This window comes from Streptacidiphilus sp. ASG 303, from assembly GCF_020991365.1.
GTDB lineage: Bacteria > Actinomycetota > Actinomycetes > Streptomycetales > Streptomycetaceae > Peterkaempfera.
In genome coordinates this window covers 1-16,100 of record NZ_JAJLRA010000003.1, presented here as the reverse complement: position 1 = coordinate 16,100, position 16,100 = coordinate 1, and the positions used below count along the sequence as shown (strand labels likewise).

The 16,100-nt window shown below is 75.5% G+C and carries 14 protein-coding genes and 1 rRNA gene; 11 read left to right on the top strand and 4 right to left on the bottom strand.

Annotated elements, in window-relative coordinates:
- Positions 1-93: 93 nt before the first annotated feature.
- A complete protein-coding gene (locus LO771_RS04955; protein WP_374228071.1) occupies positions 94-720 on the bottom strand; it encodes a TetR/AcrR family transcriptional regulator in 627 nt (208 codons plus the stop codon).
- A 124-nt stretch (positions 721-844) separates the two neighbouring features.
- Between LO771_RS04955 and LO771_RS04950 the strand changes: the two genes are divergently transcribed.
- Positions 845-1,894: an NADPH:quinone oxidoreductase family protein gene (locus LO771_RS04950; protein WP_230648418.1), complete on the top strand. Its 1,050-nt coding sequence runs from the start codon at positions 845-847 to the stop codon at positions 1,892-1,894.
- A 69-nt stretch (positions 1,895-1,963) separates the two neighbouring features.
- On the opposite strand, the gene LO771_RS04945 is transcribed toward LO771_RS04950, so the two are convergent.
- Positions 1,964-2,422 (bottom strand): metallopeptidase family protein, encoded by a 459-nt coding sequence (locus tag LO771_RS04945; RefSeq protein ID WP_230648416.1) that lies wholly within the window; start codon positions 2,420-2,422, stop codon positions 1,964-1,966.
- A 190-nt stretch (positions 2,423-2,612) separates the two neighbouring features.
- Here LO771_RS04945 and LO771_RS04940 point away from each other — a divergent pair, with 190 nt between their 5' ends.
- The 6 genes from LO771_RS04940 (at position 2,613) to LO771_RS04915 (ending at position 9,306) form a co-directional block, all read left to right on the top strand.
- Complete coding sequence (locus LO771_RS04940) at positions 2,613-3,041, top strand: DUF3499 domain-containing protein (RefSeq protein ID WP_230648414.1); 429 nt, start codon at positions 2,613-2,615, stop codon at positions 3,039-3,041.
- Between the two features lie 358 nt (positions 3,042-3,399).
- A complete protein-coding gene (locus LO771_RS04935; RefSeq protein ID WP_230648413.1) occupies positions 3,400-4,785 on the top strand; it encodes a phosphomannomutase/phosphoglucomutase in 1,386 nt (461 codons plus the stop codon).
- A 195-nt stretch (positions 4,786-4,980) separates the two neighbouring features.
- Complete coding sequence (locus LO771_RS04930; RefSeq protein ID WP_230648411.1) at positions 4,981-5,163, top strand: Trm112 family protein; 183 nt, start codon at positions 4,981-4,983, stop codon at positions 5,161-5,163.
- Between the two features lie 88 nt (positions 5,164-5,251).
- Positions 5,252-6,556 carry an SIS domain-containing protein gene (locus tag LO771_RS04925; RefSeq protein ID WP_230648409.1) on the top strand — a complete coding sequence of 435 codons (1,305 nt, stop codon included), beginning with the start codon at positions 5,252-5,254 and terminating at the stop codon, positions 6,554-6,556.
- Between the two features lie 380 nt (positions 6,557-6,936).
- On the top strand, positions 6,937-8,142 hold the full coding sequence (gene manA, locus LO771_RS04920) for a mannose-6-phosphate isomerase, class I (protein ID WP_230648407.1): 1,206 nt from the start codon (positions 6,937-6,939) through the stop codon (positions 8,140-8,142).
- A gap of 174 nt (positions 8,143-8,316) precedes the next feature.
- A complete protein-coding gene (locus LO771_RS04915) occupies positions 8,317-9,306 on the top strand; it encodes a cation diffusion facilitator family transporter (RefSeq protein WP_230648406.1) in 990 nt (329 codons plus the stop codon).
- 296 nt (positions 9,307-9,602) lie between these two features.
- Here LO771_RS04915 and lepB read toward each other — a convergent pair whose 3' ends face one another.
- Positions 9,603-10,496 (bottom strand): signal peptidase I, encoded by an 894-nt coding sequence (lepB, locus tag LO771_RS04910; RefSeq protein WP_230648404.1) that lies wholly within the window; start codon positions 10,494-10,496, stop codon positions 9,603-9,605.
- A 466-nt stretch (positions 10,497-10,962) separates the two neighbouring features.
- Here lepB and ahcY point away from each other — a divergent pair, with 466 nt between their 5' ends.
- On the top strand, positions 10,963-12,411 hold the full coding sequence (ahcY, locus tag LO771_RS04905) for an adenosylhomocysteinase (RefSeq protein ID WP_230648402.1): 1,449 nt from the start codon (positions 10,963-10,965) through the stop codon (positions 12,409-12,411).
- An 87-nt stretch (positions 12,412-12,498) separates the two neighbouring features.
- Positions 12,499-13,149, top strand: a complete 651-nt coding sequence (locus LO771_RS04900) for a hypothetical protein (protein ID WP_230648400.1) — start codon at positions 12,499-12,501, stop codon at positions 13,147-13,149.
- A 100-nt stretch (positions 13,150-13,249) separates the two neighbouring features.
- On the opposite strand, the gene LO771_RS04895 is transcribed toward LO771_RS04900, so the two are convergent.
- Positions 13,250-14,233, bottom strand: a complete 984-nt coding sequence (locus LO771_RS04895; protein WP_230648398.1) for an RDD family protein — start codon at positions 14,231-14,233, stop codon at positions 13,250-13,252.
- A 136-nt stretch (positions 14,234-14,369) separates the two neighbouring features.
- Here LO771_RS04895 and LO771_RS04890 point away from each other — a divergent pair, with 136 nt between their 5' ends.
- Together LO771_RS04890 and LO771_RS04885 are read left to right on the top strand one after the other, a co-directional pair.
- Positions 14,370-15,374, top strand: a complete 1,005-nt coding sequence (locus LO771_RS04890; protein ID WP_230648396.1) for a stage II sporulation protein M — start codon at positions 14,370-14,372, stop codon at positions 15,372-15,374.
- Between the two features lie 547 nt (positions 15,375-15,921).
- Positions 15,922-16,100: ribosomal RNA gene (locus LO771_RS04885) — 16S ribosomal RNA — on the top strand; the annotation flags it as partial.

Genomic DNA, 16,100 nt, shown 5'->3' with positions numbered 1-16,100 from the left:
CCCGCCCCGGCCGTCGGCGGGGCCGGCGGCCTTCCGGACAAGGTTCCTGACGGTCCTGCGGGCGGCGCCGCGGGCGGCGTCCCAGGCGGCGTCTCAGGCGCTGCCGCGGGCGCCCAGCATGCCCAGCACCAGGTCGGCGTAGCGGCGGCCGAGCTCCTCCGGGGGCTCGGCCGTCCGCTCGTTGTACCAGCGGGCGACGTCGATGCCGAGGGAGAGCACCGCCCGGGCGGCCGTCCGGACGTCCGGCACGGCGAAGACCCCGGCCGCCGCCCCCTCCGCGATCATCGCCCGCACGGTCTCCTCGATCCGGTGGCGCAGCTCCGCGACGGCGGCGAAGTCCTCCGGCGGCAGCGCCTGCAGCTCGTACTGGACGATCCGGCCCACGGTGTGGGTGCGCGCGTGCCAGGCGGTGAAGTCCTCCACGAGGCGGCGCATGCGGTCGTCGGGACCGCCGGGGCCCGCCGCCGCGTCCTCCACCAGGGCGAGGGTCCGCTGGTGCCCGGTGCGGCTGATCTCGGAGAGCAGGGCGGCCTTGGAGGGATAGTGCACGTACAGGGCCGCCGGGCTCATCCCGGCCGCGGTGGCGATGTCGCGGGTGGTGGTGGCGTGGTACCCGCGGCCCGCGAAGGACTCCACGGCGGCCAGCAGCAGCCGCCGGGCGGCCTCGGGCCGGACCTCGGGCCAGAGGTCGGCGGGGGGCGTCGCGGTCATGGGGGGCATCCTCGCAGATCCGTCTCGGCGGGCGGCCGGTCCGGGGCGGTCCCGGTCCGGGGTTCCCATCCTGCGGGGCCGCTCCTATTCTGAGCAAGCGCTTAGTAAGGGCATCGGCGAACAGGAGGACGGCGTGAAGGCATGGCAGGTGGCGGAGCCGGGCGAACCCCGCGGCGCGATGCGGCTCGCGGAGACCGCCCGGCCGGAGCCCGGCCCGGGGCAGCTGCTGGTCCGGGTGCGGGCGGCCGCGGTCAACTTCCCCGACGCGCTCATGTGCCGCGGCCAGTACCAGGTGCGGCCCCCGCTCCCGTTCACCCCCGGCGTCGAGCTGTGCGGCGAGGTCGTCGCCGCGGGCGGCCCGGCGGAGGGCGGCCGGTCCGGCGGTCCCGGTGGTCCCGGCGGTCCCGGCAGGGAGGGCGCGGGGGACGGCGTGCCCGCCGTCGGCGACCGGGTGATCGGCACCCCGCTGCTGCCCCACGGCGCGTACGCCGAGTACGCGCTCATGGACGCCGCCGCCGCCTTCCCCGCACCCCCGGCGCTCGACGACGCCGAGGCGGCCGCCCTCCACATCGGCTACCAGACCGCCTGGTTCGGCCTGCACCGCCGTGCCGCGCTGCGCCCCGGCGAGACCCTCCTCGTGCACGCCGCGGCGGGCGGCGTCGGCAGCGCCGCCGTCCAGCTGGGCAAGGCCGCCGGAGCCACCGTGATCGGCGTGGTCGGCGGACCGGAGAAGGCCGCCGTTGCCCGCGCGCTCGGCGCCGACCTGGTCGTGGACCGCCGGGAGCAGGACTTCACCGCCGCCGTGAAGGAGGCGACCGGCGGCCGCGGCGCCGACGTGGTCTTCGACCCGGTCGGCGGCGACGCCTACACCGGCTCCGCCCGGTGCACCGCCTTCGAGGGGCGGATCCTCGTCGTCGGCTTCGCCGGGGGCGCCGTCCAGGCGCCCGCGCTCAACCACGCCCTGATCAAGAACTACTCGGTCCTCGGCCTGCACTGGGGCCTGTACAACACCCACGACCCGCAGGCCGTGCACCGGGCCCACGCGGAACTCACCGGACTCGCCGCCAAGGGCGTCGTCCGGCCGCTGGTCAGCGAGCGCGTCCCCCTCGACGGCGCGGCCGACGCCGTGCAGCGGGTCGCCGACGGCACCACCACCGGGCGGATCGCGGTCCTCCCGGGCTGAACCGGCCGCACCCGGCCCCGCGGCCGCCTCCCGCCGCCCCCGCCGCCCGGCGACACGCCGGGCGGCGGGTCACTCCTCGCCGTAGCGGGGGTCCACCGTGTCGGGGGAGAGGCCGAGCAGCTCGGCGACCTGCTCCACCACGATGTCGTGCACCAGCGCCGCCCGCTCGTCGCGGCCCTTGGCCCGGATCTCCACCGGACGGCGGAAGACCACGATCCGGGTGGGCCGGTCCTTGCCCGCGGGGACGAGCCGGCCCAGCGGCACACTCTCGCCCAGGGCGCCCGCCGCCTCCTCGGGGGCCGTGGGCGGCCACGGCACCTCCTGCACGGCGAACTCCACCTCGCCCAGCTGCGGCCAGCGCCGCTCCAGCCGTTCCACCGAGTCCCGCACGAAGTCGTCGAAGACCTCGGCGCGGGTCAGGGCGATCGGGACCTGCGGCGGGGCCAGGGGGCCGCGCAGGCCGCGGCCGTGGCGGTCGCGGCGCCGGGGGCGCGGACCGGGGGGGCGGTGGGGTGCGGACCTGTCCATAGCAGGCACGAGCCTAGTCGCCGCGGAGCCCGCCCGGGGCCGACACGGCACCGCCCGCTCCGGCCGGCACCCGCCCGCCGGAGCATCCGAACCGCGGCCCCCGGGGCCCCCGCGCCGCGTCCCCGGCGGCCTCCGCGCACGGCTGCGGCGGCCCCCGCGCCCCTGCTGCGGGGCGACACGTCGCAAACGGGTGGGGGAGAGTCGTCGCGGCCCGGTCAGGAGTGCGGTACCGTCCATCGTCGTGAGCCCTGTACGTCGCTGTTCGCGGACCGCGTGCGGTCGTCCCGCCGTCGCGACGCTGACGTACGTCTACGCGGACTCCACCGCCGTCCTGGGCCCCCTCGCCACGTACGCCGAACCGCACTGCTACGACCTGTGCGCCGAGCACTCCGAGCGCCTCACCGCCCCGCGCGGCTGGGACGTCGTGCGCCTCGCCGTGGACGCCGGGCCCGCCCGGCCCAGCAGCGACGACCTGGAGGCGCTGGCCAACGCGGTCCGCGAGGCCGCCCGTCCCCAGCCCCGCCCCGAGCGCGGCCGGGAGCGCCCCGACGGACCGGGCGACCCGCTGGAGGTCGCGCGCCGCGGACATCTGCGGGTGCTCCGCTCGCCCGACAGCTGAACGGCGCCGGGCGGCCCGGCGCCGCCGCTCCCCGCGGTTCCTGAAGTCCCGCGGCCCCCGGAGTCCCGCTGGCCCGCGCGTACGGCTGCCGGCGGGACTCCGGGTCCGCCCGCTCCCGCCGTCCCCGGCCGTGCCGCCTGCCCCGACGGCACCCCCGCCCGGGAACCGGCCGGCCGCCGCGCAGCAGGTAGTCTCTCCACCGCACGCACACCTGCGCCCCCGCGCGCCCGCCGCCGAGGCGCAGCCACCCGTCCGGGCCCGCGGGCCGGGGCGGAGGTGGTCCGCCGTGCAGTCCCCCACGGACGTGGGTGCCAGGAGACCGCCGCGGCCCAGCCGCGCAGAGCAGGGTGGAGCCGGAGTGCGCGACCTCAAGCAGATCGTGAAGGCGTACGACGTGCGGGGCGTGGTCCCCGACCAGTGGGACGAGCACCTGGCCCGCGCCTTCGGCGCCGCGTTCACCGAGGTCACCGAGGCCACCGCGATCGTCGTCGGCCACGACATGAGGCCCTCCTCCCCGGGCCTGGCCCGCGCCTTCGCCGAGGGCGCCGCCGCCCGCGGCGCCGACGTCGTCCAGATCGGGCTCTGCTCCACCGACCAGCTCTACTTCGCCAGCGGCAAGCTCGACCTGCCCGGCGCCATGTTCACCGCCAGCCACAACCCGGCGCAGTACAACGGCATCAAGCTCTGCCGGGCCGGCGCCGCCCCCGTCGGCCAGGACACCGGCCTCGACCGCGTCCGCGAACTGGTCGAGGGCTGGACCGCCGCCGACGGCACCGTCACCGTCCCCGCCCACCCGGGCGAGCACGGCACCCTCAGCAGCCAGGACCTCCTCCAGGCCTACGCCGACCACCTGCTCGGCCTCGTCGACCTCGGCTCGCTGCGCCGCCTCAAGGTCGCCGTCGACGCCGGCAACGGCATGGGCGGGCACACCGTGCCCACCGTCTTCGCCGACCTGCCGGTCGACCTGGTGCCGATGTACTTCGAGCTCGACGGCACCTTCCCCAACCACGAGGCCAACCCGCTCGACCCGAAGAACCTGGTCGACCTGCAGGCCCGCGTGAAGGAGACCGGGGCCGACATCGGCCTCGCCTTCGACGGCGACGCCGACCGCTGCTTCGTGGTCGACGAGCGGGGCGAGCCCGTCTCCCCCTCCGCGATCACCGCCCTGGTCGCGGTCCGCGAACTGGCCCGCGCCCGCGCCGCGGGCGAGGAGCAGCCCACCGTCATCCACAACCTGATCACCTCGTGGACCGTCCCCGAGGTCGTCCGCGAGCACGGCGGCGTCCCGGTGCGCACCCGCGTCGGCCACTCCTTCATCAAGCAGGAGATGGCCCGCACCGGCGCGGTCTTCGGCGGCGAGCACTCCGCGCACTACTACTTCCGCGACTTCTGGCGCGCCGACACCGGCATGCTCGCGGCCCTGCACGTCCTCGCCGCCCTCGGCGGCCAGGACCGCCCGCTGTCCGAGCTGGTCGCCGCGTACGACCGCTACGCCGCCTCCGGCGAGATCAACAGCACCGTCGAGGACCAGGCGGCCCGCACCGCCGCCGTCCGCGCCGCCTACGCCGACGTGCCCGGGACGACCGTCGACGAGCTCGACGGCCTGACCGTCGCCGGCCCGGACTGGTGGTTCAACCTGCGGCCCTCCAACACCGAGCCGCTGCTGCGCCTGAACGTCGAGGCCCGCTCCGCGGCCACCATGGAGAAGCTCCGCGACGAGGTCCTCGCCCTGGTCCGCGGCTGACCCGTCCGCCCGGCCGGTCCGGCTGACCCGTCCGCCCGGCCGTGCCGTGCGCCCCGCGCCGCCGCCCGCGACCGGCCCTCCCCGCCGCGCGGCTCCCCGACCGGGGCGCCGCGCGGCAGGGCACCGGACCCCTCGGCCGGTAGGCTGAGAATGCCCTACGAACCACCCCGCCCCCGCACTCCGGAGCCGCAGCGCATGAAGCTGGAACCCTTCCTGCTGGACATCCTCGTCTGCCCGCAGTGCCGGGCCCCGCTCACCGAGGCGGAGCACGAGGACGGGCCCGAGCTGGTCTGCACCTCCGCCGAGTGCGGGCTGGCGTACCCCGTCCGCGACGGCATCCCCGTCCTGCTCGTCGACGAGGCCCGCCGCCCCGCCTGACCCGGCCGCCCGGCCCGGCACCCGCGGCCACCGCGCCCCGCAGCGGAGGGCACCCAGGGCCCTCCGCCCTCCCCGGAAGGACCGGCGCATGCTCGACGACGCCCTGCTCGACGACCCGGCGGCGCTGGAGCGCGCCGACACCGGCGGCGCCCTGCTGGCCCTGGCCGGCGCCGGTGCCCGGGTCCGCAACGCCCTGCGCCGCGCCGAGGAGTCCGGGCTCGGCCGGCTCCGGCCCGACGGCCGCCCCCGCACCGTCCTCGTCGCCGGGCAGGGCAGCGCGCTGACCGCCGCCGACGTCCTCGCCGCCCTCGGGGGCGTCACCTGCCCCGTGCTGCCCCTGGGCCCGGCCGCCGCGGCCCCCGAGGAAGGGGCCTCCACCCACGCCGGCCCCGCCGGCCTCCTCGACCTCGGCTGGCACCTGCCGGGCTGGGTCGGCTCCCTCGACCTGGTGGTCGCCGTCTCCGCGGACGGAGCCGAACCCGGCCTCTGCTCCCTCGTCGAGCAGGCCTACATCCGCGGCTGCTCGGCCGCCGTCGTCGCCCCCGCCGGGAGTCCGCTCGCCGAGGCCGCGATCCAGGCCCGCGCCCTTCCCCTGCTGCACTCCGCCGCGGCCGAAGGCCCCGACGGGGAGCGGGAACGGGACCGGGAGGGAGCGCGCGGTGAGGCCGCGGGCGAACTGCCGGCCGAGGACCCGGCCGCCCTGTGGTCCCTCCTCCCCCCGCTCCTCGCCCTCGCCGGGCGGATCGGCGTCGCCGCCGTCGACGAGCGGTCGCTCCAGGCGGCCGCCGACCGGCTGGACGAGGTCGCGGTGCGGTGCCGGCCGGACGCCGCCGCCTACCTCAACCCCGGCAAGAGCCTGGCCGGCCGCCTGTCGGGAGTCCTCCCCCTGCTCTGGGGCGACGGTCCGCTCACCGCCGCTGCCGCCCGCCGCTTCGCCTCCCTCCTCGCCGACCGGGCCGGGCAGCCGGCCCTCACCGGCGTCCTGCCGCAGGTCCTCACCGGCCACCGCGGCCTGTTCTCCGCCCGCCTCGGCGGGGGTACCGGCACCGACGACTTCTTCCGCGACCGCGTCGACGAGCCCGACCCGCTCCGGCTCCACGTCCTGCTGCTGCGCCGCGTCGCCGAGCCCGTCCCCGCCGAGGAGCCCGACCTCGAGGGCTCCGGCCCGTCCGCCGCCGGTGGTGCGGAGGGCGGGAGCGCGCCGACGCGGGAGGACCGGGACGCGGCCGCGCTGCACCGCGCCGTCGCCCGCGCCCAGCGGCTCGCCGAGGACCACGGCGTCGTGCTGAGCGAGCTGGCCGTCGCCCAGGACGACCCGGTCGGGGCGTTCGCCGAGCTCGTCGGCACCGCCGACTTCGCCGCCGTCTACCTCGGCCTCGCCACCGGTTCCTGAACCGGGGCCGCATCGGCCCCCTCGCCCGTGCCCCCGGCGGTGCTCCCCGGCCCCGCGCCTCCCCGCAGCCCCGGCCCCCGCGGCCCGGACCCTCCTGGGGCCGGCCCAGGCCCCCCTCCCGCCGGGGCCGGGTGCCGCGCTCTCACCGGCCTCACCGGCCTCACCGGTGTGCCGCCCCGCCGCCCCGCCGACACCCGGCGGCCGCATCGTGGACACCTTCCCGATGCCGCGGCCCGATGTCATCCACGTCGGTTAGGGTCGTGCCTCCGGTACGGCGACGCCCGGCAGGCCCCTCGGGGGCGTGCCGGGCGCGCCCGTCCGGCAGGCTCCCGGACCACCGCCCGCCACGGCACCCGACACAGGAAGAGGCAGCAGCGCGCATGGACCGCCTCGCGAACACCGTCCGCCCGTACGCCTGGGGTTCCACCACCGCCATCCCCGAGCTGCTCGGCCAGGAGCCCACCGGTGAGCCGCAGGCCGAACTGTGGATGGGAGCCCACCCCGGCGCGCCGTCGCGGGTCGACCGCGGCGACGGCGACCGCTCCCTCGCCGACGTGATCGCCGCCGACCCGCGGGGCGAGCTGGGCGACGCGGTGGTGGACCGCTTCGGACCGGCCCTGCCGTTCCTCTTCAAGGTCCTGGCCGCCGGCCACGTGCTCTCCCTCCAGGTCCACCCCACCCTCGAACAGGCCCGGGCCGGGTTCGCCGACGAGGAGGCACGGGGCGTCCCCCGCGACGCCCCGCACCGCAACTACCGGGACGCCAACCACAAGCCCGAGATGATCTGCGCGCTGAGCGACTTCGACGGGCTCTGCGGCTTCCGCGCCCCCGCCGCCACCGCCGACCTGATGGACTCCCTCCGCGTCCCCTCCCTGGCCCCGTGGATCGCCGTCCTGCGCTCCGAGCCGGAGGAGGCCGCCCTGCGCACGGTCCTCGCCGAGGTCCTCGGCGGTGACCGCGACCGCACGGCCGCCTGCGCCACCGAGGTCGCCGAGGCGCTGGAGAAGGCCGCTGCTGGCGACGGCCCGTACGCCGCCGCCTGCGCCGCCTACGCCGTCGCCGCCCGCGACTTCCCCGGCGACCCCGGCATCGTCGCCGCGCTGCTGCTCAACCACGTCACGCTGCGGCCCGGCCAGGCGCTCCACCTCGGCGCCGGCGTCCCCCACGCCTACCTGCGCGGCCTCGGGGTGGAACTCATGGCCAACTCCGACAACGTGCTGCGCTGCGGCCTCACCCCCAAGCACGTGGACGTGCCCGAGCTGCTGCGGGTCGTCGACTTCCGGGCCGCCGAGCCCGCCGTGCTGGAGCCCGTCCCCGTCCCCGGGGCGGACGGCGAGGAGGTCTACCCGGCCCCGACGGAGGAGTTCCGCCTCTCCCGGTACAACCTCACCGGTGCCGACCGGTCCGTGGCGGGCCGGGCGCCGCAGATCCTGCTCTGCACCGCGGGCGAGGCCGTGGTCACCGGCCCCGGGGGCGCGTCCCTCGTCCTGCCCAGGGGAGGGTCCGCGTACCTCCCGGCGGGTGAGGACGCCGTCCTCACCGGTGAGGGCGCCGTCGTCTTCCGCGCCACCGTCGCCCTCGGGTGACGTCCGCGCCGCGCGGGGGCCTGCGCCGCGACTGACGCCGCGCCCGGGCGGGCAGGAGCAACCGGCGGCGCCTGGTGCGAGAATGGCGCGCCGCGGCGGCGATCCCGGGCACGGGACGCCGCGGCGACGAGACAGCAGGCCCGCAGCGGCCCGGCGGAAGGACTGAACCGCACCATGAGTGCATCCGGCGGCACCAAGGCGATCGTCGCGGCCCTGGGGGCCAACCTCGCGATCGCTGCCAGCAAGTTCGTGGCGTTCGTCGTCACCGGCTCCTCCTCGATGCTCGCGGAGGCCGTGCACTCCGTCGCCGACTCCGGCAACCAGGGACTGCTGCTGCTCGGCGGCAAGCGGGCCAAACGGGAGGCCACCGAGGAGCACCCGTTCGGCTACGGGCGTGAGCGCTACATCTTCGGCTTCCTGGTGTCGATCGTCCTGTTCACCGTCGGCGGCATGTTCGCCCTCTACGAGGGCTACGAGAAGGTCGTCCACCCCCACCCGCTGGACAGCTGGTACTGGGCCGTGGGCGTCCTGGTCTTCGCCATCGTCGCGGAGGGCTTCTCCTTCCGCACCGCCATCAGGGAGTCCAACGAGATCCGCGGCTCCCTCACCTGGTCGCAGTTCGTCCGGCGGGCCAAGGCGCCCGAGCTCCCCGTCGTCCTGCTGGAGGACTTCGGCGCCCTGATCGGCCTGGTCCTGGCGCTCTTCGGCGTCGGACTGGCCGTCCTCACGGGCAACGGCGTCTGGGACGGGGTCGGCACCCTGTGCATCGGCTCGCTGCTGATCGCCATCGCCCTGGTGCTGGCGGTGGAGACCAAGAGCCTGCTGCTTGGCGAGGCCGCCACCAGGGAGACCGTCGCCGACATCCGCAGGGCGCTGGTCGACCACGACACCGTGACGGGCCTCATCCACATGCGCACCCTCCACCTCGGCCCCGAGGAGCTCCTGGTCGCGGCCAAGATCGCCGTCCGGCACGACGACACGGCCGCCGACGTGGCCCGTGCCATCGACGAGGCCGAGGCCCGCATCCGCCGCGCGGTGCCCATCGCCCGCGTCATCTACCTCGAACCGGACGTCTACAGCGCCGACAAGGCCGCCGCCGGCCCCGACCGCCTGGCCACCCCCGGCGGTCCCGTTCCGGACGCTCCCGGTTCCGGCGCCCACTGACACCCACCGACGCCCGCCGACACCCACTGACGCCCGCCGTCCTGCGGGTCCGGCACCCGTGCCGGACCCGGGCGCCCGTCGGCACCCGCCGCCTCCCGGGACCCCGTGCCCCGGGAGGCGGCGCCGTTCCCGGTTCCGGCGCGTGCGGACCTGCCCCGTCCGGCCCGGGGCTCCCACGCCGGTCCCGGTCTCCGCGTCCGTGCCTCCGCGTCCCGTGCCTCCGCGTCCGTGCCGCACTCCGGCCCCCGGGCTCCCTGGTTCTCGGGTTCCCGGGCCCCCGAGGCGGTACGGAGCCGTCAGGCCGCCATGGACCCGGGGATTCCAGCGGCCCGGGACCGGGCGCGCCTCCGCGTCGTCCACAGCGACACCGGCAGCGCGGCCAGGCCCGTGAACGCGGCCATCACACCCGAGCCGAGCACCGTCACGTACGCCCCGAAGGTCCCCGGCCCGGCAGCCGGCCCGACGCCCGCGTCGGCGAACGCCCGCGTCGGCACCAGGGCGTGGAAGCCCGAGACGTCCTCCACCCGCTCCACGCGCCCGCGCAAGCCCGCCGCGGCCACGCCGCCCATGCCGTCCCCGAGGTGGTAGCGGGAATCGTTGGAGTCCTCCCGGTTGTCGCCCATCACGAAGAAGCGCCCCCGCGGCACCGTCACCGCGAACGGAGGACCGGAGAACTGCCCCGACCCCGCCGTGTACGGTTCCTCCACCGCCCTGCCGTTCACCGTCAGCCGTCCGTCGGCACGTGCGGACACCCGGTCCCCGCCGACCCCCACGACGCGCGTGACGACCGGCTGCCGTCCCCATCCCCACGCGGGGACCGACAGCGCCACCACATCGCCGCGCCGCACCTCCGACGTGCTGATCCTGCGGACCCACACCCGGTCGCCCGCACGCAGCGTCGGCTGCATCGAGGCGCCGCCCATCGTGTAGCGGTGGTAGCCGGTCACCAGCAGGGCCGCACCCAGCACCGCGGCCACCACGCCCGCCGCCGCCACCGCCAGGCAGACGGCCGCCGCCCGGCGGCCGGGCCGGGCGGGACGCCGCTGCCCCGCCCACGGCTGTCCCGTCGGCCACCGTGCCGGACCGTCCTGCACCGGACCGCCCTGCACCGGCACCCCCGATGGGGCGACTCCCCGGCCCGGACCGTCCTGCGGCGCTGCCCACACCTGGTCCCACCCGTTCTCCGCCATGGACGCCGTCCCTTCCCGTGGTGCTCCTCCCTGCGGGGGAGCGCCCGCGATCGTAGCGGCGCGTCCCGCCCGCGCCCCGGGGCGGCGGGCACTCCGGATGGCCGGATCGACCGGCGTCCCGGGTCCTCTTCGGAGCCGCCGGTGTAGATTCGTGGGCAGAGCCAGACGTCGCTGCTGATGGCGGTCGATCGGACGGTGCGCGCTCCGACGCGTCCTCCGGTCGAGGGAGAGAGGGCCTCCGACGGGCTGTGCTGGAGCGAGGGGACCGGTCCGCCGGGCCCCGTGGACCACGGGAGTGCACCACCCCGTGGGGATCGGTGTGTCCGCGCCGTCGGGCACCGCCGGCTCCGCGGCCGCACCTGCCCGAGCCCGATCCCGTCCCGCTGCAGCACACCGGACCAGCCCACAGCGCCGGGCACGCCCGGCGCGCCCGCAACGCCCCACAACCAGCCCGAGGAGCAGACGCATGGCGTCCCAGACCACCGGCGACTTCAAGGTCGCCGACCTGTCCCTGGCCCCGTTCGGCCGCAAGGAGATCCAGCTCGCCGAGCACGAGATGCCCGGCCTGATGGCCATCCGCAAGGAGTACGCCGCTCAGCAGCCCCTGGCCGGCGCCCGGATCACCGGCTCCCTCCACATGACCGTGCAGACCGCCGTGCTCATCGAGACCCTGACGGCCCTCGGCGCCGAGGTCCGCTGGTGCTCCTGCAACATCTTCTCCACCCAGGACCACGCCGCCGCGGCCATCGCCGTGGGCCCCGAGGGCACCCCGGAGAACCCGAAGGGCGTCCCCGTCTTCGCCTGGAAGGGCGAGACGCTGGAGGAGTACTGGTGGTGCACCGAGCAGGCCCTCACCTGGCCCGGTGAGGTCGGCCCGAACATGATCCTGGACGACGGCGGCGACGCCACCCTCCTCGTCCACAAGGGCGTGGAGTTCGAGAAGGCCGGTGCGGCCCCGGACCCCTCCACCGCCGACAACGACGAGTACCGGATCATCCTGGAGCTCCTCAACCGCACCCTGGCCGAGTCGCCCCGCAAGTGGACCGAGGCCGCGGCCGCGATCAAGGGCGTCACCGAGGAGACCACCACCGGCGTCCACCGCCTGTACGAGATGCACCGCGACGGCAGCCTGCTGTTCCCGGCGATCAACGTGAACGACGCGGTGACCAAGTCGAAGTTCGACAACAAGTACGGCTGCCGCCACTCGCTGATCGACGGCATCAACCGCGCCACCGACGTGCTCATCGGCGGCAAGGTCGCCGTGGTCTGCGGCTACGGCGACGTGGGCAAGGGCTGCGCCGAGTCGCTGCGCGGCCAGGGCGCCCGCGTGATCGTCACCGAGATCGACCCCATCTGCGCCCTCCAGGCCGCGATGGACGGCTACCAGGTCACCACCCTGGACGACGTCGTCGAGACCGCCGACATCTTCATCACCACCACCGGCAACAAGGACATCATCCTCGCCTCCCACATGGAGCGGATGAAGCACCAGGCCATCGTGGGCAACATCGGCCACTTCGACAACGAGATCGACATGGCCGGCCTGGCCCGCATCCCCGGCATCGTCAAGGACGAGGTCAAGCCCCAGGTCCACACCTGGACCTTCCCGGACGGCAAGACGATCATCGTGCTGTCCGAGGGCCGCCTGCTCAACCTGGGCAACGCCACCGGCCACCCGTCGTTCGTGATGTCCAACTCCTTCGCGAACCAGACGATCGCCCAGATCGAGCTCTTCACGAAGACCGAGGAGTACCCGGTGGGCGTCTACACGCTCCCCAAGCACCTGGACGAGAAGGTCGCCCGCCTCCACCTGGACGCGCTGGGCGTCAAGCTCACCACGCTCACGGAGGAGCAGGCCGCGTACATCGGCGTCAAGGTCGAGGGCCCGTACAAGTCGGACCACTACCGCTACTGACAGCCGCCGCGCGGCAGCGCGCCACCCCGGGCCCCGGACCTGCAGCCAGGTCCGGGGCCCGGCCCGTCCCCGCCGTAGCATGCGACCATGCCCAGCGGCCGGTACTCCCTGTACGACCCCCACGACGACACCCCCCTCGGAGAGGAACACTTCAGTTGCGCCCCCGGCCCCGCCGGCTGGCGCTACACCTCGCAGACCTTCACCCCCGACGGCGCACCCGCAGGCTCCGTCGACCTCACCCTCGACTCCCGCGGCCGACCGCTCCGCCTCCACCTGCGGACCGGTGACTGGCAGGTCCGCGGAGGCATGCTCGACGGCCTCGCCTGGGTACGCACCCGGGCCGCCGCCCCCGACGCGGGGGACGTGCCTCCCGACGCCACCGAGGGGCACGACCGCGCCCACACCTTCACCGGGCGCTCGCCCGCGTTCCTGGTCGCCACCGCCCGGCTGCTCCGGCTGGAACCCGGCGACAGGACGAGGCTGCGCCTGGTCGCCCTCACCGAACCCGTACTCGCACCACGCACCCTCGACCAGGGCTGGTCACTGGACGGCATCGAATCACACGCCACCGACAACGGCCCGCTGCTCGTCCACCGCTACACCGTCGCCGACCTCGAGACCGGTGAGCAGCAGACGGTGCACCTGGCCGGCGACGTCGTGCTCGCGGCGCCCGGGGTCGAGCTGGAGGCCCTCGACGGTCCGCCCAACCAGCAGCGCCCGGCGGCCTCCGCGGACTGACCGCAGGGGAAACGGGAAACGGGGGAGCGGGAAGCCGGGAAGACAGGCCGCGCAGGACCGGGCAGGACCGGGAGGGGCTGCGGAGCCGTCGTGCGTGCCGTCAGGCCGGCGGCGCGAAGCCCCCTCCGGCCGTACCGCCGCCGCTCCGGCCGGCACCGGTGTCCGACGGCTCCGCCGCCGACCGGATCGGCGGCGTCGGCACCGGAGCCTGCGGGGCCGCGCCGGGCCCGGCCCACGGCCCGGGTGCCGGTGCGGCCGGTCCGGCTCCGGACGCGGGCGTCTGCACGCCGGGTGCTGCGGGTGCTGCGGCGGCCCGGTGCGCGGCGGCCGTCCGCACCCACTCCCGGTGCTGCCGTTCGGCCAGCACCGCCGCCAGGTAGGCGGCCGGGTGCACTCCCCCGGGAACGGCCCGGCCCGTCCGCACCGCCACGTCGGCCGACAGCCGCCGGCCGAGGTTCCAGGCGACCTGCTGGTCCAGCTCCCGGATCCGTCCGAGGTACTGCCGCACGGCCAGCCACAGAGCGTCAGGCACGGCGGAGAGGTCCAGCGAGGACAGCTCCCCTCCCGCTGCACCCGCGGCCTGCGGCGGCAGGGGCGGCAGCGGTGCCCGCCCGGCGCCCGCCCCCGGCACCCGCTCGCGCACCACCAGGGTCCCCGCCAAGACGTCCCCCAGCCTGCGCCCGCGGTCCGAGACGAGGGAGCAGACGACGGCCGGGACCCCGGTCAGCGCGATGATCTCGAAGAACCCCACCAGGCCGCGGACCAGCGCCTGCCGGAAGCGGACCGGCCCGCCGTCGGTGCGGACCACCCGCAGTCCCAGGGCGAGCTTCCCCAGCGAGCGCCCCCGCGAGAGGGTCTCCACCGCGACGGGTATGCCCACCAGGATCCCCACGGTCAGGCTCAGGGTGACCGCTGCGGCGGCAGCCGAGTCGAGGTCCGGCACGGCGAACGCCAGACCGGCGGTGAGGGCGATCAGCAGGGCGAACAGTGCCGTGAGGTCGAGGGCGCAGGCGAGCATCCTGCTGGGCAGCCTCGCCGGCTGCACCCCCAGCACCACGGCCTCGCCGGTCACCAGGTCGCTCACTGCCGCTCCCACCCGTCCTCGCCCCCGTGCTCTCCGGGCGCCCAAGATAAGGCCGCGGTGCGGACCGCCGATAGCCGGGACGGTGCTCTGGCAAGCTGTCCCCGACCCCGAACGCCCCCGAGCCCGGAGCCCGCGCATGGATCTGGACGTCTTCGTCACCACCCACCGCGCGGAGTGGGCCCGCCTGGAACAGCTCTGCGGACGCCGCCGCCTCACCGGCGCCGAGGCCGACGAACTCGTCGACCTGTACCAGCGGGTGGCCTCCCACCTCTCCCAGGTGCAGTCGGCCGCCCCCGACCCCCTGCTCGTCGGCCGCCTGACCTCCCTCGTGGCCCGCGCGCGCAGCGCCGTGACGGGTGCCAGGTCGGCGGGCTGGCGGGACGCCGGGCGCTACTTCGCCGCCGACTTCCCCGCGGCGCTGTACCGGACGCGGCACTGGTGGGTGCCCACCGCTCTGGCGTCGCTCGCCCTCGTCGCGGTCGTCGCGGTGTGGGTGGCCACCGACGCGGACGTCCGCGCGGCCATCGCCGCACCCGGGCAGATCCGGGAGATGACCCGTCCCGGGGGCGAGTACGAGGCCTACTACTCCAGCCATCCGGCGAGCTCGTTCGCGGCCCAGGTGTGGACCAACAACGCCTGGGCCGCCGCCCTCTGCCTGGTCGGCGGCGTCTTCCTGGGCCTGCCGGTCCTCTACGCACTGGTGGTCAACGTCGTCAACCTCGGCATCGGTGTCGGCGTGATGGCCTCGGCCGGGCGGCTCGGCCTCTTCCTCGGACTGCTGCTCCCGCACGGCATGCTGGAACTGAGCGCCGTCTTTGTCGCCGCGGGCCTGGGCCTGCGCCTTGCCTGGACCGTCATCGACCCGGGGCCGCGCACCCGTGCGGTCGCTCTCGCGGAGGAGGGGCGGGCGATCATCGGGACGATCGTGGGCCTGACCGCCGTCCTGCTCGTCTCCGGGGTCCTCGAAGCCTTCGTCACTCCCTCCCCGCTGCCCACCTGGGCACGCATCGGCATCGGAGGGCTTGCCGAGGCCCTCTTCCTCGCCTACGTCTTCGTGGTCGGCCGCCGGGCGTTCCGCGCAGGACACGTCGGGGACGTCGAGGCCGCGGACCGAGCCGACGAACTTCCCGTCGCCGCGTGAGGGCCTGCGCGGGACGGCGCGGCCGAGCTGGTAGTCTCGTGATCGTCCGCCGGACCGTTGACTTCGGTCGGGCGAACCAGTAGATTCGAACGGTTGCCTCCGACTGGACAAGGTCGGAAGTCGGCGTTAGTGTCTACGACACCGCCGGTCCGGTTTGCAGACCGCCGAATCCGCAGTGAATTCAGAATTCCTCTGCGGAGGCGTGCGTCCGGAACGGTGAATCCGTTAAACGGAGTGCCGAGAGCCTGATAGGCTTCGGAACGAAGAAAAGCGGAAAACCCCGCCGGCGGGGGTCAGCGAAGCGGAGAGAACACTCCGCGGGTCTGATAAGCTGGAGACACGGAAGAACGAAGCGCCCGGAGGGGCCCGCAGGGGCCGCGAAGGAAGCGTCCGTTCCTTGAGAACTCAACAGCGTGCCAAAAGTCAACGCCAGATATTTGAACCCTCTGGGTTCCTTTGAAGATACACAGCAGCGAGGACGCTGTGCGCGGACCGGGCCTATTCCGCCCGGGGCCGCGCCGCTCTTCCGCTGATTGCTGATGAAGCATTCACGGAGAGTTTGATCCTGGCTCAGGACGAACGCTGGCGGCGTGCTTAACACATGCAAGTCGAACGGTGAAGCCCCTCGGGGCGGATCAGTGGCGAACGGGTGAGTAACACGTGGGCAATCTGCCCTGCACTCTGGGACAACACCGGGAAACCGGTGCTAATACCGGATACGACACG